This window comes from Anaeromyxobacter sp., assembly GCA_016718565.1.
Lineage (GTDB): Bacteria > Myxococcota > Myxococcia > Myxococcales > Anaeromyxobacteraceae > JADKCZ01.
The window spans coordinates 1-22995 of the sequence record JADKCZ010000017.1 but is presented as its reverse complement, the minus strand read 5'-3'; the positions used below and the strand labels follow the sequence as shown (position 1 = coordinate 22995).

The 22995-nt window shown below is 73.7% G+C and carries 30 protein-coding genes and 1 pseudogene; 24 read left to right on the top strand and 7 right to left on the bottom strand.

Annotated elements, in window-relative coordinates; translation table 11 throughout:
• The 3 genes from IPO09_19120 to IPO09_19110 form a co-directional block, all read right to left on the bottom strand.
• Positions 1–669: efflux RND transporter permease subunit (locus tag IPO09_19120; GenBank protein MBK9519407.1), on the bottom strand; the 669-nt coding region annotated here is incomplete at its 3' end.
• A 397-nt stretch (positions 670–1066) separates the two neighbouring features.
• On the bottom strand, positions 1067–1240 hold the full coding sequence (locus IPO09_19115) for a hypothetical protein (GenBank protein MBK9519406.1): 174 nt from the start codon (positions 1238–1240) through the stop codon (positions 1067–1069).
• Positions 1241–2615: 1375 nt separating this feature from the next.
• On the bottom strand, positions 2616–3026 hold the full coding sequence (locus tag IPO09_19110) for a hypothetical protein (protein MBK9519405.1): 411 nt from the start codon (positions 3024–3026) through the stop codon (positions 2616–2618).
• Positions 3027–5100: 2074 nt separating this feature from the next.
• Here IPO09_19110 and IPO09_19105 point away from each other — a divergent pair.
• Complete coding sequence (locus tag IPO09_19105) at positions 5101–5355, top strand: hypothetical protein (protein MBK9519404.1); 255 nt, start codon at positions 5101–5103, stop codon at positions 5353–5355.
• A gap of 436 nt (positions 5356–5791) precedes the next feature.
• On the opposite strand, the gene IPO09_19100 is transcribed toward IPO09_19105, so the two are convergent.
• From IPO09_19100 to IPO09_19090, 3 genes are all read right to left on the bottom strand, one after another.
• Positions 5792–6187 carry a hypothetical protein gene (locus tag IPO09_19100; GenBank protein ID MBK9519403.1) on the bottom strand — a complete coding sequence of 132 codons (396 nt, stop codon included), beginning with the start codon at positions 6185–6187 and terminating at the stop codon, positions 5792–5794.
• Positions 6184–6363 carry a hypothetical protein gene (locus IPO09_19095; protein ID MBK9519402.1) on the bottom strand — a complete coding sequence of 60 codons (180 nt, stop codon included), beginning with the start codon at positions 6361–6363 and terminating at the stop codon, positions 6184–6186. Before IPO09_19095 ends, IPO09_19100 begins: the two co-directional genes overlap by 4 nt.
• A gap of 192 nt (positions 6364–6555) precedes the next feature.
• Entirely contained in the window at positions 6556–6729 is a 174-nt protein-coding gene (locus tag IPO09_19090) for a hypothetical protein (GenBank protein MBK9519401.1), read from the bottom strand.
• Between the two features lie 289 nt (positions 6730–7018).
• On the opposite strand from IPO09_19090, the pseudogene IPO09_19085 reads away from it, so the two are divergent.
• Positions 7019–7405, top strand: a pseudogene (locus IPO09_19085) (VOC family protein).
• Positions 7406–7454: 49 nt separating this feature from the next.
• The gene (locus IPO09_19080) at positions 7455–7865 is read left to right on the top strand and encodes a VOC family protein (GenBank protein MBK9519400.1); all 411 of its coding nucleotides are present in this window, start codon (positions 7455–7457) and stop codon (positions 7863–7865) included.
• A 105-nt stretch (positions 7866–7970) separates the two neighbouring features.
• Here IPO09_19080 and IPO09_19075 read toward each other — a convergent pair whose 3' ends face one another.
• The gene (locus IPO09_19075; protein ID MBK9519399.1) at positions 7971–8270 is read right to left on the bottom strand and encodes a hypothetical protein; all 300 of its coding nucleotides are present in this window, start codon (positions 8268–8270) and stop codon (positions 7971–7973) included.
• 829 nt (positions 8271–9099) lie between these two features.
• Here IPO09_19075 and IPO09_19070 point away from each other — a divergent pair.
• The 21 genes from IPO09_19070 to IPO09_18970 form a co-directional block, all read left to right on the top strand.
• Positions 9100–9909 carry a metal-dependent hydrolase gene (locus tag IPO09_19070; protein MBK9519398.1) on the top strand — a complete coding sequence of 270 codons (810 nt, stop codon included), beginning with the start codon at positions 9100–9102 and terminating at the stop codon, positions 9907–9909.
• Between the two features lie 158 nt (positions 9910–10067).
• Positions 10068–10277, top strand: a complete 210-nt coding sequence (locus IPO09_19065; protein ID MBK9519397.1) for a hypothetical protein — start codon at positions 10068–10070, stop codon at positions 10275–10277.
• 377 nt (positions 10278–10654) lie between these two features.
• The gene (locus tag IPO09_19060; protein MBK9519396.1) at positions 10655–13399 is read left to right on the top strand and encodes a hypothetical protein; all 2745 of its coding nucleotides are present in this window, start codon (positions 10655–10657) and stop codon (positions 13397–13399) included.
• A 574-nt stretch (positions 13400–13973) separates the two neighbouring features.
• Positions 13974–14258, top strand: coding sequence for a hypothetical protein (locus IPO09_19055; GenBank protein MBK9519395.1), 285 nt, complete (start codon positions 13974–13976; stop codon positions 14256–14258).
• A 259-nt stretch (positions 14259–14517) separates the two neighbouring features.
• Positions 14518–14778, top strand: coding sequence for a hypothetical protein (locus IPO09_19050; GenBank protein MBK9519394.1), 261 nt, complete (start codon positions 14518–14520; stop codon positions 14776–14778).
• A 265-nt stretch (positions 14779–15043) separates the two neighbouring features.
• Positions 15044–15229, top strand: a complete 186-nt coding sequence (locus tag IPO09_19045) for a hypothetical protein (GenBank protein ID MBK9519393.1) — start codon at positions 15044–15046, stop codon at positions 15227–15229.
• Positions 15226–15363 carry a hypothetical protein gene (locus IPO09_19040; protein ID MBK9519392.1) on the top strand — a complete coding sequence of 46 codons (138 nt, stop codon included), beginning with the start codon at positions 15226–15228 and terminating at the stop codon, positions 15361–15363. Before IPO09_19045 ends, IPO09_19040 begins: the two co-directional genes overlap by 4 nt.
• On the top strand, positions 15360–16037 hold the full coding sequence (locus IPO09_19035) for a recombinase family protein (protein ID MBK9519391.1): 678 nt from the start codon (positions 15360–15362) through the stop codon (positions 16035–16037). The genes IPO09_19040 and IPO09_19035 overlap by 4 nt, the downstream gene beginning before the upstream one ends.
• Positions 16038–16300: 263 nt before the next feature.
• Complete coding sequence (locus tag IPO09_19030; GenBank protein ID MBK9519390.1) at positions 16301–16525, top strand: type II toxin-antitoxin system Phd/YefM family antitoxin; 225 nt, start codon at positions 16301–16303, stop codon at positions 16523–16525.
• A gap of 246 nt (positions 16526–16771) precedes the next feature.
• Entirely contained in the window at positions 16772–17113 is a 342-nt protein-coding gene (locus IPO09_19025) for a hypothetical protein (protein MBK9519389.1), read from the top strand.
• Entirely contained in the window at positions 17110–17652 is a 543-nt protein-coding gene (locus IPO09_19020) for a hypothetical protein (protein MBK9519388.1), read from the top strand. The genes IPO09_19025 and IPO09_19020 overlap by 4 nt, the downstream gene beginning before the upstream one ends.
• Entirely contained in the window at positions 17649–18293 is a 645-nt protein-coding gene (locus tag IPO09_19015) for an ATP-binding protein (protein MBK9519387.1), read from the top strand. The genes IPO09_19020 and IPO09_19015 overlap by 4 nt, the downstream gene beginning before the upstream one ends.
• Positions 18290–18448: a hypothetical protein gene (locus tag IPO09_19010; protein MBK9519386.1), complete on the top strand. Its 159-nt coding sequence runs from the start codon at positions 18290–18292 to the stop codon at positions 18446–18448. Before IPO09_19015 ends, IPO09_19010 begins: the two co-directional genes overlap by 4 nt.
• Before the next feature lie 42 nt (positions 18449–18490).
• Positions 18491–19606 carry a hypothetical protein gene (locus tag IPO09_19005; GenBank protein ID MBK9519385.1) on the top strand — a complete coding sequence of 372 codons (1116 nt, stop codon included), beginning with the start codon at positions 18491–18493 and terminating at the stop codon, positions 19604–19606.
• A 3-nt stretch (positions 19607–19609) separates the two neighbouring features.
• Positions 19610–19957: a hypothetical protein gene (locus IPO09_19000; protein MBK9519384.1), complete on the top strand. Its 348-nt coding sequence runs from the start codon at positions 19610–19612 to the stop codon at positions 19955–19957.
• A 65-nt stretch (positions 19958–20022) separates the two neighbouring features.
• A complete protein-coding gene (locus IPO09_18995) occupies positions 20023–20829 on the top strand; it encodes a hypothetical protein (GenBank protein MBK9519383.1) in 807 nt (268 codons plus the stop codon).
• The gene (locus tag IPO09_18990) at positions 20830–21324 is read left to right on the top strand and encodes a hypothetical protein (protein ID MBK9519382.1); all 495 of its coding nucleotides are present in this window, start codon (positions 20830–20832) and stop codon (positions 21322–21324) included.
• A 4-nt stretch (positions 21325–21328) separates the two neighbouring features.
• On the top strand, positions 21329–21802 hold the full coding sequence (locus IPO09_18985) for a hypothetical protein (GenBank protein MBK9519381.1): 474 nt from the start codon (positions 21329–21331) through the stop codon (positions 21800–21802).
• Positions 21799–22338 carry a hypothetical protein gene (locus IPO09_18980; protein MBK9519380.1) on the top strand — a complete coding sequence of 180 codons (540 nt, stop codon included), beginning with the start codon at positions 21799–21801 and terminating at the stop codon, positions 22336–22338. The genes IPO09_18985 and IPO09_18980 overlap by 4 nt, the downstream gene beginning before the upstream one ends.
• Positions 22339–22349: 11 nt before the next feature.
• A complete protein-coding gene (locus tag IPO09_18975) occupies positions 22350–22580 on the top strand; it encodes a hypothetical protein (protein MBK9519379.1) in 231 nt (76 codons plus the stop codon).
• Between the two features lie 12 nt (positions 22581–22592).
• Positions 22593–22995: hypothetical protein (locus IPO09_18970; GenBank protein MBK9519378.1), on the top strand; the 403-nt coding region annotated here is incomplete at its 3' end.

Sequence of the window (22995 nt, the reverse complement as noted above, 5' to 3'; positions counted from 1 at the left end):
GATGAGGCGGCCGCCGGCGTCGCCGTTGCCGCCCTTTGACCGCCCTGACGACCCGCCCGATGGGGATGCCGGGGGCGCGCAGCCGGTTCGGGTCGAGGTTGACTCGGTACTGCTGCACGAAGCCGCCCAGCGAGGCCACTCGGCTACGCCGGGCACCGAGCGCAGGTGGTAGCGCAGGTACTCAGTCCTGGCGGAGCGGGAAGCTGGCCAGGTCGTGGTTCTCGCTGGTGTCCTCCGCAGCACGTACTGGAAGACCCAGCTCCAGGGCGGCGGCGTCCGGCCTTCCAGCTCGGTCTTCACCCCTGCGGCAGCGACGGAGACCACCGACGGTGAGCAGCCTGCGGTGCGCGAGCGGGCCCAGTAGATGTCGGTGCCGTCCTCGAAGATGACGTGGTATTTAGGTGCAGCCGAAGTCGGAGCAGCCGCGCACCGCCTGACCCTACGCCCCCAGCATGGCGGCGACGAGATGGGGTAGGTGACCTGCTCCTCCACCAGGTCCGGGCTGCGGTCCCACTTCGAGCAGATGATGACCTGGGTGTTTGAGAGGTCCGGGATGGCGCCGAGCGCCACGTGGCGCATCGACCACCAGCCGGCCAGGCAGCCGGCCACCGCCAGGGCGAAGACCAGAAGCGGCTTGTGGACCGAGAACTCGATGAGCTGGTTGATCATGGCTTGGCCCCGGCCCCGGCGGTGGCCTGCAGGGTGCCGTGGTCGGGCCGTCGTGGTGCGCGCCGCCGGGCACCCCGGCGGCCGTGAAGGTCGCGGGGCGGCCTGAAGCGGATGCGGCAGGCGTCGGAGCAGAAGGCGGCGGCGGCCCCGGTGGTCGGCGGTCTTGCCGGCGGCCTGGGCCCTGGCCTCGTCCACGCTCATGCCGCAGACCGGGTCCTTGGCGGAGGCGCCGGCCGGGCCAGCCCCGGCGTCGGCCCCGGTCGCGGTGTGGGCCCCGGCCCCGGCGCGTCGGCCCTGGTGCCCGGGGCGCCGGTCGGGACGGCGGCGGACCTGAGCTGGCCTCCGGAGTCGACCAGGAAGGCGCCCGCCAGACGATGCGGTCGCCCGCCCAGGCCAGCTACCACCTCCACGCGATCGCCGGCGCGCCAGCCGGTCTGATGGCCTGGGGCGCGTAGATCCCGTCGCCTCGCTCCACGAAGACGGTGCGGCGCAGCCCGGAGTCGACGATGGCGTCCACCGGCACGGTCAGCGCGGCCGGGCGCTCCACGCTGAGCTCGACGTCCACGTACATGTCGGTCCGGGAGCAGGGCGCCGGGTCCCGAGTCCCGGAGCCGACCGTCAAGGTCCGGCGTAGGCCGGTCGAACTGGGGCGGGACCCGGCCCACCCACGGCGGTGAGCGTCCCTGGGCGGCCGGGGATGGTGACGGTGGCCCTGGCGCCCGGGCGGGCCAGGGGGCGTCGCCCTGCAGCAGGTCGGCCAGGATCCGAGACCCGGTCGAGGTTGGCGATGCGGAACCACTCGCGCCCTTTGTCGAACTTCTGGCCAGGGGTGACGCTCCGCCAGGATCAGGCCGTCGGCCGGCGAGCGGATGTCGATGTCCAGCGGCACCAGGCGGGTTCCGCTGCACCGTGCATCTGATGCAGCGATATGCCCATGGCGCGGAGCCTGCTCGACGACGAACTGCGCGTTCCTGGTTGGGCGTGGAGCCGGCGGCCACGATCTGCCCGGTGTCGGCGCGGGCCTGCGGATCGAGGTCGATGACGTCGAGCGCCGTGGATGAAGGGACTGCAGGGCGGAGCGCATCTCGGCGGAGAAGAAGGCGTGCTGGAGCCGCTGGTCCTTCTTCACGAAGGACCCGGTGGTGACGCTGGCGGCTTCCTGATGGAGCCCTCCTGGCCGCGCTGAGGCTGTAGAGGCGGGTCTCGTCAGGCCACCCGGCCGAAGAGGCGAACGGTGTGGCCTTCGAGGCGCCTTTCCGACCGGGCCGACCTTCACCCCCTGGAGTTGGCGCAGGCCGGCCTCGATGGCCACGGCGCCGGGCGGAGCGGGGCCACGCCGGCGGCGGCGCGCCCGTCCTGGAAGACGGGTCGAGCGCCATGCCGCAGCAGGGCGCGGTGCCCGGCGCGTCCGACTTCATGGTCGGGGTGATGGGGGCAGGCGTAGTGGCGGATGGCGCGCGCCGCGGAAGCCGGGGCGCCAGACGGGGCCGAGGCCGAGCGACTGGCCAGGAATCTGCCCAGGCCGATGGCCAGGCAGAGGACCATGAGGGAAACGGTGCGCATCGCGTTCGCACCTTTGGGCGGAGGGTGAGGGCGGAGGACGGCCGGTAGCTGTGCCGGGCGTCGCCCCGGCCCTTCGAGAGGGCCGAGGCGCGCCGGGGCGGGCCGTCTACGGCCTGATGATCCAGCCGAACATCATGGAGTGGTCCCCGGCCAGGCTGTGGCAGGGCCGCCGTACTTGCCGGTGAAGGTGCGGAAGGTGTGGTACATGCTGACCTCCTCCGGCGTCGAGCGCGATGATGTCGTCGCGGGCGAGGTCGTCGGCGTGGCCTGCCACTCACGGCTGGCTGGCCGTCGCGGGTGAGGACCCGGTGGGGCTCCCCGGTGGAAGTGCATCGGGTGGCTCCAGCTGCCGGCGGCGGTCTTGACGGTCCAGACTCGGCTGGCTACGCTTCACCACCGCCAGCGGAACGGTCGGCCCGAAGGGGTGGGCTGCTGATGAGCCACCGGATCCGTTGCCGGTGCCGCCGCGCTCCAGGTCGAAGGTGCGGCGCGGTAGGGGAGGCCAGGTCGGCGGGCCTCGACGGCATGGCCGCAGCGGCCGACCGACCCCTGGGCATGATGCTGGCGTCCGGGTGGTCGTCGTCGCCGATGATGATCTTCATCACCGGGGGTCTTGTAGCGGGGTCGTTGCCGAGCCGGGTGCTGCTGTTGGCCTTGCGCCCGTCCAGCATCTTCATGGTGTTGACCAGCCAGACCACCCTGCCCTTCCTGGTGGCCCGGCCGTCGATCCACTTGGTGAAGTCGATGACCACCTCGTGGCGCAGCGCCGGCCAGTTCTCGATGGCGTCGCGCACGATGGCCGAGGGCAGCAGCCCGCCGCCGGTGGCGATCTGGTCTGGCGCAGCGCCAGGCGGGCGTCGGGCAGCCGGTACTGGCCCTGTAGCTTGCCGCCCGTGAAGCTGAGGTCCACGGCCTGGATCGGCCCGCGGGTCGACCGCATGAACGACAGCTCGAACTGGCGCGCGATGGCGGCGGTGAGGGAAGCGGAAGCGGTACTTCCTGCGCTTCACCGTCAGCACCGGAAGGCGACGCCGTTGGACGCAGAAGACGTCGCCTCCACGAAGCCGTGGTTGGGGAAGTGGCGGAAGAAGGACTTGCCCCACCACTCGGGGTGTGGACTCGCCGCAGCCGTTGTGGAAGTCCCAGGGGCACGTCGCCGTCGTCGAGGGCCGTCGTGGATGGCGAGGGGATGTCGTAGTCCACGTTGAAGGTGCCGTCCGGGTTGTTGCGGGGCACGCCGGCAGCCGGAGGCCCCTGGTCTCGTCGCCCGGGTCCAGGATCGGGTCGCAGATGGGGTAGAGGCCGGCCATGCCTTGTAGACGTTGGCGCTGGTGTGCTCCTCGCGGTGGTCGTGGAACCAGAGGAAGGATCGCTTCCGTTCTCGTCGCCGCCGGCCGGGTAGTTCAGGTAGAGGTTGTCCACCCAGTCGCCCGGCTGGTAGGCCTCCGGCTTGTGGTGCGGGTTGCCGTCGGACTCGGGGGCGGTGTGGCTGTTGTGCAGGTGGGGTGAGGAAGCCCAGCCCGATCGCCGGAGTCGCCGCGGTCGAGGTTGAGCGGGTTCTCGTCGAGGTGGTTCTCGAAGCGGACCAGGGTTCGGCTTGCCGTACTCGGCGTTGGATCATCGGGCCGGGGAACCGGGCCGTTGAAGCCGTAGATGGTGGTCTTGGGCAGCTGGGGCACCACGGTGCCGGCCGGCACGGTGTTGCTGTCGACGCCGACGTAGGGGGACCAGGGGTCCGCACCGGCGAGGAGCCAGGGAGTGCTCCCCACCTCGAGCTTGAGCCGGTAGACGACCGGCTGCGGCATGTTCGCAGAAGGTGCCCACCTGTCCCGGATAGAACTGGTGGTGCCGCCGTCCACGTCCTGCTGCCCGACGCCCGGGCCGGGCTGGCTGGGCTAAGCCGGCCACCGTGGCCGCGGTCTCCGGCGCGACCGCCTGCGGATGGGCAGCGGGTCGGTGAAGGGCCGGAGGATGAGCGGGCTGACCGGGTAGGCCTCGATGGCGTTCAGGCTGCTGCAGACCGGGACGCCCTGCGCCGCGGCTGGCGTGGGGACGGTCCCGAGCGCGGCGCTCACCACGGTGGCGGCGCCCGAGGCGGCGCCGGATCTTGAGGAGGTCGCGGCGGGTCATGCCGTTGGTCGCCTGGCCTTCGGCCTTCTGGACGGATCACTCATCTCACGGCTCCCCGACCCCGGTCGGGTTGCTGGTGTCCCCGGTGTCGCTGTTCCGGGGTGAGTGCAGGGCAGGCTTCGGTGCACGGGCGGAATCTGGCCACCCGGGGTTGCGGCAAAGTGCCTGGAGCCGCCCCACGACGCCGTGTCACTTGCTTTGGCCTCGAAGCGACGGACCTCCGTCAACGCATGGTTCCAGCGATTCCAGCGCCTTGGCGGGTGCCGGGTGCCCGGCCTCGGTCGCTGATCGGAGCCACGTCCCGCGATCACCGGACGGGCCGAGCTGATGGAGGGGCCATGAGGCGTACGGCACTAGAATCAGCGGCGGAGGTGTGCATGTCGGTGCAGCCGTGGTGGTCGAGGACGGGCGTGACGGGGCCGGCGTGGTGCTCGCCGCGGCCCTCGGATCTGGCAGGCGGCGGCGCCCCAGCGACGCGCGCTTTGGTTCGGGCCGCGCTCCACGGCCGCAGGCAGGGGAGGCTGGCGCGGCGCAGGCGGCCGGCGCGGCGAACGCTGAGGCCGGGAGCCCTGGTCGAGAAGGCGGCCTGGCCCGACGGCCGCGGGGCGCGGCGCAGGCTGGGGCGGCGGGCGCTCCAGGCGGAGCCGCGGCCGGTGGGGCATTTTCGGAGGATTGCGGCGCACGACGGCGAGCCTCGACCGAGGCGGAGCGGAGGCTGCCGAGCGGCTGCAGGGCGAGATGAGCCGCCTCGTCAGCGACCTCGAGTTCACGTCCGGCGGCGCGAGCCCCGCAGCAGACGGTGGTGAAGGCGCCCGCCCCCTGACGCCGCCGCCGGACGCCGGGACCCTCCCTGAGCCCACCTATCGAGGTGGTGACGCCGCACCGTGCACCGCCGCCGGCGGGGTGCAGGTGGTCATCCGCGGGCAGCACCTGCGGGTGTCGGAGGTGATGTTCGGCTCCAGGGCGGCCTGGCATCGTGGCCGCCAGCGGTGAGGCGGTGACCGTGGAGGTCCCTGCGGGCAAGCCCGGCCAGGTGACCATCGCCCTCACCAACGCCGACGGGAGCTGGCGCTGGCCGGCCAGCCCTTCACCTACCTGGAGTGACGAGGCCCGCCGCCGTTGGACCGGCCCGGCGAGCGCCCGCCGCGCTGGCACTGGCACCCGGGCGGCGCGCCGTGGTCTCGACGCGCGGCCGCCGCGCCCTGCAGCAGCACCCGCCGCCTGAGCGTCTGGGCCCGTCCCCTGTGCCGATCGGGAGCAGCAGCAGCAGCTCGAGCGCGGCCAGCGAGGCCAGCGCCGAGGCCGCGCCGCCGGTCGGCTGGGCGCGCGCCGGGGGGCGCGGCGCAGGCGAAGCACGGCGCGCCGACCGGGATGGTCACCACCTCTCCGCCCGCGGCATCACCGACCGCGACCACGTGGGGCAGGCCGGCTAGCCGGCCCGCTTGGCCGCGGTGCGAGCCACCGCCTCGTTGCCCGGAGCAGACCGCGGTGGCCGTCGGCCCGGTGTCGGTGGCGAACGGCCGGACCACCACCGCCGCGCAGGAGGCGCGCACCAGCTCCAGGGCGGCGAGAGCACGCGGGAGCGGCCCTGATCGACGGGGGCGTAGAGCCAGCCGCCCGCGTCCCAGGGGTCCGCGTCGCCGCCGTCGTCCACGCAGAGCGTGCCGATCCCGGCGCGCGCCAGGGAGAGCAGGCGGGCCTGGCCAGCGGGCCGGCCCACCACGTGGACCCGGGCGCGGGCCAGCCGCGGCAGGCCGGCCTCGCCGTAGCCAGGCAGGGCCTGCTGGCGGGCGAAGCGGGCCGCCGGGTCGTGGGCGGAGCTCACGGCGTGGCCTCGCCGCTGGATCCCCCGGCCGCCGTGACGCGCCCGCACGCGCCGCAGCCAGGCCGTGGCGCCACCGGCACCGTCCGCGACCAGCCGGTGCGGGCCTCGTAGGCGAGGAGCTGGCCGGCGTAGGCGCCCGGGAGGCCGCCGAGGACGCGCGCCGCCTCGATCCCCATGAGCGCGCCGGCCAGCCCGGCCAGGGGGCCGAGCGGGTCGGCGTCGAGGACGCCGCCCGGCCGGCGGCGGAGGACCCTCGAAGAGGCAGCGCAGGCAGCCGGTGACGCCGGGCAGGGTGGTCAGGAGCTGGAGCGTGAAGGCCGCGACGGCGCCGTGCACCACCGGCACCCCGAGGGCCACCCCGGCGTCGTTCACCGCGAACATGAGGGGAACCGCCCGGAGGCCTCCACCACCAGGTCCGCGCCGTGCAGGGCCATTGGGGCGGCGTCGGTGCCGAGCGGCTGCTCCACGACCGTGACCTCGAGCGCCGGGAAGAGCCTTTCGGCCAGGGCCAGCGCGGCGGCGGCGGCGCGCGGCTGGCCCACCGAGCCTCGGCGAGGAGCGGCGCTACCACCAGGTCGGTGGACTCCACCGGGGCCTGGTCGGCGAGGAGGAGGCGCCCGACCCCGGCCGCGGCCAGCGGGCGTGCGCCGCCGGGCCGCCCAGGGCCCCAGCCCGAACACCAGCGCCGTCCTGTCCGGCAGATCTCCCAGGGCCCGCCTCATCGCCTACCTCCGAGGCCGCGCAGTGTAGCAGGGCCGAGGCGGAGGCCGGGGCGGCGGGACCCCGTGGTCCGCCTTGCGCCGGCCGTCGCCGGGCGCTACGGGCCTCCTCATGCCCAACCACCAGATCGTGCCGTGCCTCTGGTTCGACGGCCAGGCCGAGCAGGCCGCCGGACCTCTACCTCCGACCTTCCCGAGGGGACGGATCACCGGGACCACCCGCTACCCGGAGTCCTCGACACCCCAGGCGGCCGGCCGCGCGGCAGCCTGCTCACGGTGGAGCTCGAGCTGGCGGGCGGCGCTTCACGCTGCTCGACGGCGGCCCGCCTTCCGGCCCAACCCGAGCATCTCCTTCTTCGTCCACGCCGATACGCCGGCGGAGGCCGACCGGCTCTTCGCGCCGCTCGCCGACGGCGGCCAGGTGCTCACGCCGCTCGACGCCTACCCCTGGAGCGCCCGCTATGGCTGGGTGCAGGATCGCTTCGGCGTCTCCTGGCAGGATCGCCGGGCGCCGCCCGCCCGGCGGCGCGGCCATCGCCCCGTGCTTCATGTTCGCGGGGCCGCAGCACGGCCGGGCCGAGGAGGCCATGCGCGCCTGGGCGGGGATCTTCCCGGACAGCCGCCTCGGCGACCTGGAGCGCTACGCGCCGGGGGAGGGTCCGGAGGGCACGGTGAAGCACGGTCGCTTCGTGCTGGCGGGGCAGGATCTGGTCGCTATGGACAGCCACCTGGCCCACGGGCTCACCTTCAACGAGGCGGTCTCGCTGCAGGTGATGTGCGAGGACCAGGCGACGCTGGATCGGGTCTGGGACGCCCTGGCCACCGGCGGCTCCCTGGCCCCCTGCGGCTGGCTGAAGCGACCGCTTCGGCGTCTCCTGGCAGGTGGTGCCGATCCGCCTCCTGGCGTGGCTGACGGGGGCGATGCCGCGGCGCGGGATCGGCCTTCGCGGCGCTGCTGACGATGGAGAAGCTCGACCTGGCGGCGCTGGAGCGCGCCTCGGGGGGGGGTAGCCGGGCCGCCCAGCGGCTGAGCCGGCGACGGGAGGGGAGCTCCTCCCGGCCGCTCAGGCCAGGAAGTCCTGCAGGTTGGTCTTGCCGAAGCGGCCCCCACCGCTGGCCGCCAGGAGCTGCCTGGCGATGTGCGCCATGAGCCGCTTCACGCCCGTGGTCTTCTCCGGGTCCGTGGCCGGCAGCAGCCGGACCGTGATCTGGCGGTCCTTCTGCGAGAGCTGCACGAAGAAGGACCGCGAGCGCCCCTCCTCCACGGCCACGCAGTCGACCAGCGCGGTGCGCCCCGAGCGGTTCAGGTAGAGGTCGACGACCTTGAGGATCTCGGCGCCGGCGCGGGTGGCCGAGAGCGCCACGCCCTGGCTGGCGATCCCGAGGTCGAGCGCCTCCTCGATGACGACGTGTGGCAGAGCGGGCTCCAGGGGTGAGGCGGGTGGGGCGGAGGTGACGACGGGTGGGAGGTGACCACGCGAGGATACCTGAAGCGGCGGGTCAGGGCGGGCCGGAGGCGGACGCGGCGCGCCTCCGAGCTCACCAGGGCCAGGTCCGTGCCTTCGATGACCACGCTCGTGACACCGCCGCAATCTGCCGCCGTACACACCAGGTCCCTGGCGCCGTCGCGACAGGTGATGGTCGTCGTTCCGTTGCCGGTCGGCGCGCCGAGGCAGGGCTCTGGGCCGGAGGGGGCCCGTGGATCGGGTGGGGCCGGGCCTCCGGAACCTGCCCCGCAGGGGGAGTCCAGTCGACTGGACTGGTCCTGCCGTTCGGCAGGGCAGGGGGGCTCGATCCGGCCTGGTGGACAGGGCGACGACGCTGCTCGCCGGGGAGCTGGACCCCTGCCACGGACTGCGCTGCACGAAGGGCCCCCTCCGGAGCCAAGGCGGATGCACCGGTTGCGCGGCCGCCGCGCCGACCGCATGTCTCACCTCGGGCCATCCCATGGACACCGTCACCCAGTTCGTCATCGGAGCCGCCGCGGGCCAGGTCGTGGGCGGGCGGGCGCTCAGGCCGCACGGCGGCGCTGGTGGGCGGGCTGGCCGGGTGGTTGCCGGACGCCGACGTGCTCATCCGCAGCGCCGCAGACCCGCTCCTCGCCATCGAGCAGCACCGCGCCTTCACCCACGCGCTCGTCTTCACGCCCGTGGGTGCAGCGCTCGTCGCGGCGCCGTTCCTGCTGCGCCGCGAGTGGCGGGCCAGGGCGGGGCGGTCTACGCCGCCGCGCTGGCAGGCTGGGCGACCCACGCCCCCCTCGACGCCTGCACCAGCTACGGCACGCAGCTCCTCTGGCCCTTCTCCGACCAGCGCATCGCCTGGAACGTGGTCTCCATCGTCGACCCGGTGATCACCCTGCCCCTGCTCCTCGGGGTGGTGCTGGCCGCCTGGTTGCGGAGCGCCTGGCCGGCCGCGGCCGCGCTGGCCGTGGCGCTGGCCTGGCTCGGGGTGGGCGCCCTGCAGCACGCCCGCGCCGCCGACGCCCAGGGGGCCCTGGCCGCCGCCCGCGGCCACGAGGTGGTGCGTTCCCTCGTCGATCCCTCCCTCGCCAACGTGGTGCTCTGGCGAAGCCTCTACCAGACGCCCGACGGCCGGCTCCACGCCGATGCCCTGCGCCTGCCGCTCGCCGGGAGCACCGTGACGGTGCGCCCCGGGGCCAGCACGCTGGCGGTCCGCGCCGAGGAGCTCACCTCGTTGCCGGCGGCCGCTCCCGCCGCCGTGGCTCGGGCCGCCCGCGTCTGGTTCTGGTTCACCGACGGCTGGGTCGGGAGGCTCCCGGGCGCCGGGCTGGTGCTGGCGGACCACCGCTACGCCGCCGACCCCGCCGGCCTGGCGCCGCTCTGGGCCATGACGCTGCGGCCGGAGGACCCCGTGGCGCCGGTGGGCCGCTCCAGTCCTCGCTTCGAGGGACGCGGGCTGGCCGACCTGTGGCGCGAGGTCGCTGGCCGGGACCGGAGACACCTCCCCATCCCCGCGGTCGCGCACCGGCCCGGCGCGCTCTAGGCGGGCGCTCCAGTCACCGCGGTTCCACTGGCCCTTGGAGTCGGGGAGCGGCGGGTGGCGGAAAGCCGCACGCACGCCTGTCCCGGGTGGCGATCCTGCGACCCGGACTTGACGCCGGTCGGGTGACAGAGGCCGCTGCTCGCGCCGGAGGCAGAGGCATGGCGACGTTCCTGCTCTGGCTGCTCCTGCTGGTGGTCTGCTGGCCGCTCGCGCTGTTCGCGCTCGTGCTCCACCCGGTGGTGTGGCTCCTGCTGCTCCCCTTCCGCCTCCTTGGGCTGGCCGTGGACGGCGTGCTCGGGCTCCTCCAGGCCGTGCTGCGCCTGCCGGCGCGCCTGCTCGGCGGCCCGAGCGCCGTTCGCGGGGGCTGACCGGGCGCGGCATCGCCGGCGCGCGGAGGCCGTGCCGGGCACCAGCGCGAGGGGGCCGTGCGCTGCCCCCGCGACCCTTCGACTTCCCTGCACGGGCGGAGAACGGACCTCACCGCGTGGGTCAGGCCCGGGCTCCGCTGGTCCGGCCCCTCGCCCCGGCTCCCGAAGTGGTCCACCCACTATTCGCGGAGTGGACCTTTCGAGGCCGACGGAAGGGTGAGAAGCCACGGGCTCGCGAGAGCGCCGGGGCCCCTCTGGCTCCAGCCGGGAGACTGGAGATGCCGATGGGCTACCTTCGTGCGCCGTGGGTCCTGGTCTTCGCGGCTTGGCTGACCGGTTGCGGCAACGGGGGAACCCCCGCCTCTGGACCGGGGCCAGTGGCGCGGCTCGAGGTCACCCCTGCGGCGGTGGTGCTGAGGAGCGCGAGCGAGACGATGGCCCTGAAGGTGCGCGGCTTCGACGCCCGCGGGGTGGAGATCCTTGGCCTCGCCCCGGTCTTCGCCTCATCTCGCGCCGCCGAGGTGGCGGTCTCGGGCGGTGGCGTCGTGAGCGCCCTGGGGGCGACCGGCTCGGCGTTGATCGCGGTGCGCGTCGGCGAGATCGAGGCGCCGCCCGTCACGGCCCTGGTGGTTCGCCTGAAGGACGGCGTGACGCCCATCCCGGACGACCAGATCGCCACGGCCCCCGTTCGACTGTCCTCGAGCACGCCCGCCTCGGACCAGATCCGCTTCGCCCTGAGGGGCGCGCCGCCCATCTCCACGGGTGCGCTGCTGGTCGGCACGGGCTCGACGGCGCTGGCCGGCCGCGTGCTGGGCGTCAGGCCTGCCGGCGGAGACACCGAGGTCGACCTGGAGCTTCTGCCGACCACCGCGCTGGTGCAGGATCTCTCGATCGACCTTCGGTTCAGCCCGCAGCAGGTCCAGTGGCAGCGCCAGGCGCCGGGCTCGACCCAGCGGGTTGGCGCCGTTCGCGGGATCGTGAACAGCGTCAAGCCGCTGGGCGCCTTCGCCTGCAGGAGCGAGGCCGACCTGGCGCCGATGACGGGCGAGTTCGAGGCGACGCTGACACCCCCGCAGGTCGGGTTCTCCATCGTCGACAAGATCGTGGACGGCCGGCGCGTGGCGAGCGAGGTCATGGCCGAGGGGACGGTGCAGGCCAAGGCCAAGGCGGTCTTCCGGCTCGGCGCCGCGGTCGCCGGGGCCATCACCTGCGACCTCGACTTCGGCCGGCTGACGCTGCCCGTGGCCGGCCTGGGTTCCATCGTGGCTGCCCCCAGCCTCCCGCTGCGGTTCACCTCGCAGCTGGCCGGCGCGGTGAGCGTGGCCGCGTTCACCTTCGGCGTGGAGGGCACGCTGACGGCCACGCTCAAGCTCGGGCTGCGCATGCCCGAAGGCAGCGACGCGATCGAGGGCTTCAAGACGTTCGACGTGACCCACGACCTCACGCGCACCGTCACCTTCCCCACCGACGCGGGCATCCGCGCCAAGGCGGCGCTGTTCTTCGGCCTGGGGTCCGGGCTGGACCTCAGCTTCGGCAACGTGGGGACCACCGCCCTGGCCAGCTGGAACCTCATCAAGCTGGAGGCCGGCCCCGAGTTCGAGCTCAAGACGGGCTCGCCGTACGAGGTGGCCATCGACGGCATCTACAACAGCGAGTACGAGCTGAGGTTCAAGCTCGCGGCCAGCCCGGGGGCGACCATCGAGAGCGCCATCGAGCACTTCTTCCTGAGCGGCAAGGCGGTGGACCTGACGGCCAAGATCGAGGCGCCGCTGGCGCGCTCGCCGCAGTCCCGGGCCGTCAAGGTCGATCGGGCCAGCTTCAAGGCCGGGGACACGTTGAACTTCACGGTCGCGCTCGACCCTGCGAACGTGGCGTTTCCTGGCGTGGGCTACAACCTCAGCGAGGTCCGCATCTATCGACTGAGCCAGGACACGCCCACCGGGGCGGAGCTGATCGCCAGCATGCCAGCGCAGGCCGGACAGCTGGAGTTCGCCCTGGCGTGGATGGCCACCGGTCCCGGCGAGGTCGTGGACGCCTATACCGCGCGCTCGAACTTCCACGCCTACTTCGTCGACGTGCCGTTCTCGACGCTGTCGGGGGTCTTCCCCTTCGAGCTGGGGCCTGCGGTGCCCACCGTTCGCAACCTCGACGGCGCTGGCCTCACGTGGGCGCCGGTGGGGATCCCCACGACGGCCGGGGCAGTGCTGTTCGAGGTCGCGTTTGCTGGCGAGACCGTGGCGGTCGCAACCGGTACTCCTACCATTCGCTCGACGGACGCCGGCCTGTCGTGGTCCCCGGTCGCACTGCCGAGCGGGGTCTCGTCACTCTCTAGGGTCGCCTTTGGTGACGCGCTCCATGGAGTGGCCAGCGGTGGTGGGTTCCTCCTGACCACGGCGGACGCAGGCGCCACCTGGGTGGTCACCGGAGTCGACACCATCGGTTGCTATTCGATGCGGTACGTGGCACCGGATACCATCCTGGCTAACGACTTTTATGGCGCGACGCTGCGCAGCGCCGACGGGGGGCGGACGTGGCGGGAAGGCAACGCGGGTGGTGGCGCGGGGTTCATCATGAACAACTTCGATACCGACGGCCACGGCGTGGTCGTTGGGTCGAACGGCTCCAACGCCCTGTGGCACTCGTTCGACGGTGGCGACTCGTGGCTGTCTGCCAGAGTCGCGCAGGACACGAAGTACGTCACGCTCCGAGAGGTCATCGGGGGGGTGGGCTTCGTCGGCGGGAAGACGTTCATGATCGGGTCTGCCGGCGGCTTCCTCCGCAGCACCGATCAAGGCATCACGTGGACGAAGATCGCCGCAAACGGCGGGCCGACGCCGCTTTCAGATTCGCTCGGGAGGCCGAGCTTCGCCGACGCCACGACGGGCGTCGCCGCGTTCTGCCGGCTCAAGTATGGAGGGGGAACCGTCGTCAGGACGTGCGGGCTCGTTCGGACCACGGACGGCGGCCTCACCTGGAGCGAGGTGCCAGGAACGGATGCGCTCGTGAAGACCATGTCGTCGAACATCGCGTTCTCCAGCGCCGGCGTTGGGCTGGCAGTGACCCAGGAGTGGTTCCAGGGGATCGGGGACGTGTACGGAATCTCGCGCAGCGTCCCGAGGTGACGGGCGGGGTGGGCTTCTCGAGCAGCCTGCTCGACTGGCTCCCGGCCTGGTCGGAGTCTCCCCTGGCGGCCCCTCGAGCAGGCCTTCGGCCTCGCCGGGGGCACGGCCCGTGACTGCGTGCTCCGGTCACCTGGCTGGAGCCTCAGGAGCTCCCGGGTGCTCCCCGGTTCCGGGATCTCTCCCTGTCGCCCGTCCGGGAGCAGCTGCGGGGCAAGAACCTCGGCTCCCAGGAGGTCCAGGACTGGCTCCGTGACACCCGCGGTGTGCTGGAGCGTGCGGAGCGGAACGGGAGACAGGAGCAAGTCTGCGAGCTCCTTCAGGCCCTCATCGGCTTCGTCGAGTGGCGCGAGGACGCCCCAGGCGGGAAGCGCGGCACCGCCAGTCTGCGCCTCCGGCACGTCCCCTCGCTCTGGTGGGAGCACCAGGGTCTGGCAAGAGAACAGCCCGGCGACCCACCGCTTGACGGTGTTTCGCCGGGCTGTCCGGAATGGCTCCCCATGGGAAGACTCAGACTGGCCCCGCTTCCCGCCTCCCCCGCGACACCCGCTGCGCCCGTGCCGGGTGCGGTCACTTGGTGGGCCTCCACGACGAGGGCGGGTGCGGCCTGGCCGAGTGCTCCTGCCACGACTTCGCCGCCCCGCTCGCCGCCATCCGCTCGCCGATCACCCTCTCGGGCGGCTGCCACGACGAGGGCTGCGCGTGCGGCGAGGTAGACGGTTGGGCCGTCGCCCGCATCGTGGCCGCCCTGCGCCGGCAGGCCGTCGCCGCCTGGAACGCAAACCGGGGTGACCTCGCCGTCGGGTGGGAAGACGCCGCCGCCCGCGTCGAGGGTCTGGCCGCCTCGCTGGTGCTGCAATGAGGCGGGACCAGGGGTTCACCGTCCGCCCGCACGTGACGGAGGCGCAGCGGCTCCTCGCCGCCCACCGCCTGACCCGGGAGGTAGCGAGGGTACAGGCCGCCTCGACGTGGTGGCGCCGGCTGGCCTGCCTCGTCGTCCCGCACCAGCTCTGGCAGACGGGCCTCGCCGGCCGGGCGCCGACGGGCGAGGGGTTCGCCCTGGTCGTCTGCCGCCGCTGCGGTCGCCGGTTCGCATCCCCGCTGCGCCCCATGGTGCGGCCATGAGCGGCGGCCAGGGACCGCAGAGCAGCCACACCGACCTACCCCTGTTCGCCCGCTCGATGCCGGGGAGGTGCGCCGCGCTGCGCGACCTCCTGCGCGACGGCAAGTGGCACCTGGCCGACAAGCTGCGCCAGGTGGCCGGCTGGCGGTACGGGGCGAGGCTTCACGAGGTGCGCCAGGGCCAGGACGGCGGGCCGTGCATCGTGGTGGAGGTGCGCGCCTACGCTGGCTCGCATGAGTATCGCCAGGTGACGCCGTGACGCGGGACCTCCTGGCCGCCGTGCTCCTCGGCTACCTCCTGGCCGTCGGCCCCCGGGCGCCATTCATGGCGCTAGTGCGCTGGCGCTGGCGCCGGGCGAACCGGCTGCACTTCTGGCGCCCGCCGCCCGCCCCGGAGCCACCGCACGGCAGCGGGCACCCGCTCAACTGCCCCCGCTGTAACCCCTGGTGTGGCGCGCCGACGTGGCGCACCAGGGTCCGGCGGTTCGCCGTGCGGGCGCTGGAGCTGGCCGCCGGGTGCAACCCATGAGCGGCGCCCTCTTCACGGAAAGCGCCCGACGCCTGGACACGATGCGCCTGGCCGCCTTGAACCTGGCGACCGCGGAAGGCGAGCCAATCCGGTTCGGCCGCGCCGAGCTGGAGCGCCGCCTAGCGACCTTGGCTCTGGCGGCCCTGAGCTACGCAGACGCCGTGCGCGAGGTGCGCCCGTGAACGTCTGGGACGCATTCGCCGCCGCCCCGGTCTGGTTCGTGGTCTGGACCCTGGCCGCCGGCCTCGGGACCGCCACCGCCCTCCGGGGCCTCGCCGCCCTAGTCGTGGCCTTCCGAGCGCGGGCGGCGCCGTGAACGCCGCCGCTTACCTCCGGGTCAGCTCCGACCAGCAAGACGTGGCGACCCAGCGCCACGCCGTCGAGCGGGCCGCCGCCGCCCGGGGCGACACCATCGCCGCCGTCTACTCCGAGAAGGTCAGCGGCGGCACCATGGCCCGCCCGGAGCTGCGCCGCCTCCGGGCGGATGTGGCGGCCGGGCGGGTGGGGCGCCTCTACGTGTACGCGCTCGACCGGCTCACCCGCACCGGCATCCTAGACACGTTCGCCCTAGTGGCCGAGCTGCGCCAGGGCGGCGCCGAGCTGGTGACCGTGGCCGACCCATTCGACCTCGCCGGCCCGGCCGCGGAAGTCATCGTGGCTGTGATGGCATGGGCCGCCCAGCAAGAGCGGCGGCGCCTCAACGAGCGGCTGGCCGCCGCCCGGGTGCGCGTCGAGGCGGCCGGCGGGAGGTGGGGCCGCCCCGCCCGCCTCGACGCGGGGCAGCTCATCGAGGTGGCCGCCCGGGTACGAGCCGGCGAGGCCGTCCGGGCTATCGCCGTCGCCATGAAGGTCCCCCGCTCGACCGTCGGCCGGGTGGCCGCCCAGGTGAACGCGAGCGACCAGACGTCTGCCCCGTCCCAGAAACCCCCCGCCGAGCGGCGCCCCGCTTCCCGGCGGAAAGGGGCCTCCGAGCCCCCCCCGTCCAGTTAGGAGACTTTCGGGACGGGCGCGGCGGGTTCCGCCCCCGCGCCCCACCCCGCCCGCCCGCGAGTCTCAGCCCCCCTGGCATCGTGCCCGGGGGGCTCTTTCGTTCTGGGGGGGCCGAGAGGCCAGGGAGGCGCCGCCGGCCTCGCCACGGGCCGCCCAGGAGGCCGCCGGGGGGGTTTTATGCGCGCGAGCCCGCGCGCAAATGCGCGCGCACGGATGGGGTGACATGGTGATACTGGTCATGCACGCGGGGAAAGGGCAGCAAAATGGGTATCCACCGAGTCCGCATGATGGCCGCCCGCCGCAAGCTGGGCGAGCTGGTGAACCGGGCGCACCTCAACGACGAGGCGTTCCGGCTGGAGCGCGACGGCGAGCCGGTCGCCGTGCTGGTGAGCGTCCGTCGCTGGAACCGCCAGGAGGCCGAGCTGCGCGCCCTCAAGCCTTCCGGCGACGCGCCGGCCGGTGAAGACGCCGAGCCGGTCCCCTTCTAGAGCCGTCGCCGTCGGCCGGCTGGCCGTCGGGCGCGAGCTGCACGCGCCAGGGGCCGCGCCCGCGGGCCAGCCGGCGAGCCTGGACCAGTCCCATCACGCACCACCGGCGCAGCGTCACCGGATGCACCTCGGCCGCCGCAGCCGCCACTTTCAAGCCCACCATGTTCCCCACCGCGCACTCCCGTTGCGCCCCGCTGCGATTCGCATAGTGCCACCCCGGATGGGACCGGGACAACGTCGGGCCTCATGGAACCGGCCGCCCCCGTCGCAGTCGCACCCACGCCCGCCGACCAGCCCAACAGCCCGGCGCCGCCGCCCGTGGTCGAGCTGCGACGGGGCGGGCCGTCCATGGGCGACTTCGCAGACCTCGAACGCGCCACCCGGGAGGAAGCCGGGAAGCTCGCTACCCGCCTCGACCGCATCGAGCGCGAGCGGACCGCCCCGCCCCCCGCGCCCGCCGCCTCGCCGGCCGCCGCCAGCTCGCCGGCCGCCCCTGGCTCGCCGTGGCGCGTGGTCGGCCTCGCCCTGGTCGTGCTCCTCGTCATCCTCGCCGCCGTCGCCCACCGCCGCCGCCAGGTGGCCGGGTGAGCGGCGAGCCCGCCAAGGTGAGCGGCGACGAGGCGCCACCGGCTACCGCGCCGGCCGTCCCCTCCGGTCCCGTCGCGGCTCCCACGCCGTCCGTCGCCCCGGCGCCGCTCACCCCCTACCAGAAGCGCAAGGCGCGCGAGGAAGAGCGCGAGAAGCGCCGCGTTGCCGCCCGGGAGCGGAGGGCCGCCGCGCAGCCAACCAAGGAGCCAGCCCCGGCCGCCGCCGAGCCAGGGGAGGCCGCCGCCGAGCCGGTCACCGACCCCGGCATCCCCTTCCGCACCTCGGAGGTGCGCCTACGGGACCTCGCCCTCGCGTGGCGGGTGGTCTGGCGCGTCGCCGGGTTCCTGGCCGGCTGGTTCGGCTACGACCTCGACCCGCTCACCGACAAGGAGGCCGGCGCCGACGCCGTGGCCTTCCTCCCCATCGCCGAACGGTTCGCCGTCGTGGACCGCGCCGTCACGTGGACCGCCGCCCCCGCCGTGCTGGTCGAGCGGCTGGCAACGAAGCTGCGCCGCCGGCCCGTCGAGGCGGCGAAGTGAGCGCACACGGGACGTTCGGGCCGCGCGCCCATGAGCTGGTGCTAGGCGTGCCCGGCAGCGGCAAGACGACCCTGGTGCGCGCCCTGGTCGAGCGCAGCGGCGCCGCCCGCGTCGTCTACTTCGACCCCGCCGACGACTTCGCCGCCGATGGAGAGGTCTTCTCGCCGGCCGACTTGGAGGCCGAGCCCCGCAACGTGCTCGCCGGCCGCTTCCTCCGGGTCGTCGTGGCCGCCGGCCGCGACCCTGACCGGGACGTCGCCGCCGAGTTCGCCGCCGTCGTGGAGGCGTGCCGTTCCGTGGCCGACCTCGGCGGGCTGGTGCTCGTGGCCGACGAGGTGGGCGACTACTCGCGCCGCGCCGACCAGCACCTAACCCGGCTGCACCGGAACGGTCATCACGACGGCGTGGCATCCGTGTTGGTGAGCCAATGCGCCACCGACATCCCCAAGACGTGCCGGCGCACCGCGACGCGCTGCACCTCGCTCCTCCAAGTCAACTCCGACGACCTCGACGCCCTGGCCCGGGAGTACGGAGACGAGTACGCCAGCAACGTGAAGGGCTGGCGCCCCGGACGGCCCCCCGTCGTCTGGACCCTGCCAACCCTTCACCACCCCCGCAGCAAGAAGGAAACCACCGCATGAGCCACGTGAAGCAGCTCTGGTCGTTCATCAAGTCCAACCCCGGCAAGCTCGCCGTGGTGGCCGTCGTGTCCGTCGTCTTCCTCGGCGGCACGATCCTCAAGTTCTACAACATGGCCCGGGCCAAGGTGCCCCAGCTCCCCGCGCCGAAGGTCTAGGCGCGCCACACCACCCCGCACCCCGCACAAGGACAACGACCCATGCGCCGAATCGTGCCGCTCAAGACCCTGACCCTGACCTCCGGGGGTCGCTTCACGGTGGACCTCGACCAGCTCCCCGGCAAGCACTACCTCAAGTCCCTCCTGTTCACCGTGCCGCTCACCATGCTCCAGAACGCGGCTCCGGCCATCGTGCTGCCCCGCACCTTCAACCGCATCATCGACTCGCTGAAGTGCGGCCGCCGCATCGCGCTGTCGGGCCAGGCCATGGACGTGCTCGCCTGGCTGATGACCGGCAAGGACCAGTCAGCCACCGCCTACATCGCGGCCGGCGCCGGCACCTTCGACCGCGTGGTCAACGTGCCGCTGCACTTCTCCGACCCCACCGCCTACGAGCCCGACGACACGGCGGCCGCCGTCGAGCTGTTCCGCGACACGCCGCTGGAGGTCGGGTTCGGCTCCCTGGCGACACTCTTCCCCTCCTTCACCGGCGTGGGTTCGGTCACCCCCGGCCCGTTCCAGACCCTCGCCGTCATCGAGGCCGGCGCCCCCGGCAAGGTGGCGACCCCCGTGCAGCTCGATGAGGTGAACCTCACCCCCGATACCCGCATCGACCCGGGCGTCTACACGCACCTCGGCATCTTCAAGGACGACGGCACCGCCATCACCTCCGCGGAGGTCGCCGGCCTGACCGTCATCATCGACGGCGTGCCGGTCATCGACAACGCGAACCTGCCCCAGCTCGCCGCCCTCTTCAACATGCTCAAGAGCGACGGCGCCGCCGCGCCCTCGACCACCATCACCACCCCGTTCCTGACCGTGGGCGGCGAGAACGTGAACGACCAGCCGGGCGGCGCCGCCGCCGCGGGCGCCGTCGTGTCCGCCGAGTTCCTGCCCGTGCTGTTCCCCTCGCACGCCGGCAAGCTCACCAAGGCGTGGGCCTGCCCGACGGGCATCCGCATCAAGTACACCGGGAGCGCGACGGGGCTGAAGTGCGTGACCCGCCGGGTCGAGCCGGTCAGCGACGCCAGCGTCGTCAAGGCCGCCGCCAAGATGGGCCTACGCGCCCCGACCACCATCACCAGCAAGACGGCGAGCAAGGCCGGCGTGCAGCCGGGTTCGCTGGCCGAGCTGGTCCTGCCGAAGCGCGTGGGCTAGCCCATGAGCCTCTGGAGCAGCATCAAGAGCGTCGGCCGGGCCATCGACCCGACCAACAAGAACGCTCCGCTGGGCCAGACGTTCGGCAAGGGACTCGACGCCGTGGGCAGCGCGTTCGGCATTCCCCCGGGCACCATCTCCGGGGGGCTCGCCATGACCGGGAGCGCGAACGCGAGCGGGCCGAAGGCGGCGCAGCCGCAGCCGGCGCCCGTGGACCCACTCGTCAAGGCGTCGGTCCCGCCCTGGTTGCAGCCCAAGTCGTCGTGGGGCACCTTCGCCACGGGGACCGGCGGGCTCTACCTCGCCGCCGCCGCCGTGCTGGGCCTCATCCTCATCATGCGCCGCAAGTAGCACCACCAGGGCGCCGGCCGGCTGCACGGGCCGGCGCCCACCCCCTTCGATTCACCGGAGCCGCCTTGCACGCCCTCGACCCAACCAACATCACCGGCGCCGACCGTTCCGCCTACTGGTCGATGCAGGGCCGCGACGCCCCCTCCACCGTCTTCCTGCCGCCCGGCCAATCGGCCCTGTGGCTCGACCCGCGGGAGACGAGCCCGAACGTGCTCCTCGGCGTGCAGACCCGGGACGGCCTCTTCGTGATGGCGCCCGGCGACGTGCTGCCGGTCGGCCCCGGGGATCGCCAGGTCAAGGTCTGGAACCAGCACCGGGCGAACGCCGGCACCTTCACGGCGGCGCAGGCCGCCCCGCTAATCGGCTACGTGCGGCTCCGCGCCGTGACGGCGAGGGACCTCCCGTTCGTGCTCACCATGAACGGGCGCGGCCTCGGGACCAGGGTGTCCCAGCTATTCGCCGGCACCGTCGCGGAGGGAAACTACTTCTGGCTCCCGACAACGAACCTCAAGGGCATCCGGTTCGCCGTGGTGCCGCTCAGTCCGGCCGGCGACACCTTCGCGGGCGCGCCGGCCGACTTCACGGCGACGCTCGCCCCCCGGCCGCTCCTCACCATCGGGGAAAACGTCGTCACCGGACCGCTGCCAGCCATCGGAGTCATCGAGCCTGTAAAGGTGAACGCCGTGCAGTCCGTGGACCCCGACTTCACGTGGCCCGGCCAGCCCGCCGAAACGCTCATCGCTTCCAACGTCGAGACCTCATGGGACCGGGAGGTCGTGGTTGGGTGCGACTGGCTCGGCGTCCACGTGTCGGCCGTCGCCGGCACCGGCACCAGCGCAACGCGCGTAGCCGTCTTCGTGGAGGGTCGCTAGATGAACCGCCGCCACCTGTTCGCAGCTCTCGCCGCCGTCGCCCTGGTCGTCGCGCTCTGGACCGCGCCGGCCGGCGCCCAGTTCGTGAGCAACTACCTCGGCCGCACCTTCACCAGCTCCGCGCCGAGCGGCTCAAACGGCTTCGCCTGCCGCACCAGCGGGTGCCGCCTGGACCTCGGCACCGGGGCGTCCGACTACCTCACCAGCGACGGCGCGAACATCGTTACGCCCGCCATCCTGGTAGTGGGCACGGCGCAGCCCACGCAGTCGTGGCTGGGACCGGCGCAGTTCCGGCTGGGGACCACAATGGCGCTGGCAACGTGCGTCTCGGCCCTGGAAGGCGTGATGTACCGGCAGAGTGGCACCGGCGGCACCAACACGCTGGCGCAGACCCGATTCTGCGTCTGCGTCAGCGACGGCGCCGCCTCGCCGGTCTACTCCTGGCGCAACCTGATCAGCGGCACCGCCGGCAACTCGACCACTTGCAACCCCTGACCCCGTGCTCTCGCTCTCCGCTACCGCCGCCGTCGCCGCCGCCCTGGCCGCCTACCGGGACCGGGTGCGCGCGAACGAGGCCGCCGCCGCCTCGACGCTCGACACCCTCGCCTCGTGGTGGGGCGAGCTGACCGGCCTCGACACGGCGCAGGCCGGCGTCAGGACCAGCGCCAAGGGTGACCGGACGCTCCTCGCCGCCTACGAAGCGAAGGCCGCCCGCATCACGGCCGACGGCGAGGCCGCCGAGCTGGTGCGCGCCGTCGCCGCCGAGCTGGACCGGCCGGACCTCGCCGCGCAGGCCGCCAGCCTGACCGTCGGCGGCGCCGTGCGCGAGGTGGGCGGCGCCACCGTGCGCGACCTGGCCGACGTGGCGCAGGACGTCGGCGCCGGCTGGATCGCCGCGCTGAAGGCGTCGCCCTACCTCGTCGCCGGCCTCGCCCTGGTCGTCGCGTGGTCCTGGCTCGGGAAGAAGAAGTGAACCGCACCGGCCTCCCGTGGTGGGCGCTCGCGCTCGCCGCCGTCGCCGTCATCGCACTACCGGGAGGCGCCGCCGCCGTGCTCATCATGATGAACGCCGAACAGAAGCGCGTGCGCCGCGCCGCCCAGCTCGCCGGCAAGGCGCACGGGGTGTCGGGCGCCATCATCGAGGCAATCGGCTACGTCGAAAGCCGGTGGCGCCTCTCGGCTACGAACCTGACCGGCGCCGACGGCGCCCGCGGCGGCTCCTGGGGACCCTTCCAGCTCTCCGAGAAGACCGCCCGCGCCTACGGATACCTGGGGTCCATGGTGAACTTCACCACCGACCCCGACCTCGCCGCCGAGTGGTGCGCGCTCATCATGGCAGCGCGGCCGGGCGGGCCGCCCCGCACCGTGGACGACGCCGCCGCGTGGTGGAACGCCGGCCGCACCTCCTTCGCCGGCCTGGGACCCTCGCACGTGACCCGCACCGACTACGCTCCGAAGGCGCGCGCCGCCCTGGAACTGGTCGCCTCGAACCCCGTGGGCCTCGCGTGACCATGGACCCCGTGTTGGTGTCCTTCGCTGGCGCGTTCGCTGGCGGCGCCGTCGCCGGCCTCGCGTCCGCCGTGGTCCGCTGGCTCAAGCTGGAGGAGAAGCTTGACGCCGTCGCGGAGGCCGCCGCAGCGCGCGCCTTGAAGGCGCACGAAACCGGCTGCACCTGGCGCAGCATCGCCGCCTCGCACGTCGCCGGTGAGGCACTCCTCACGCCCTCCGGTCGCTGGCCCCTCAAGCCCTAGAAAGGTCCCACCATGCCGCGCGCCATCTACGAAGACTCCGAGCCGCTCTTGCGCCCCGCCTCCGGGTTCGCCGCCGCCCGCACCCTGGTGCCGAACGCGCCCACCATGGTGGCATCCGCCGCCGCCGTGAAGGCAGCCGCCATCACCAGGGCGGCGCCGCCGTCGGTCTACCAGACCCCGCCGGTCCTGGCGCCCGCCGCCACCGGCGACGCCCTGGTCGCCGGCATCATCAGCAACGCCATGGTGCCCACCGCCGTCGGCGCCGCCGCGACGGTCTTGGGCGCCGTCGGAAAGACCTCGCCGCCCACCGTGCGGGCCATCGACGCCGGGTGGACCCCGCCGTCGTTCGGCACCCCGAACGCGGGCGCCGCGAACCCGACCCCGCTCCCCAGCTCGCCGCCGGAGCCGACCATCA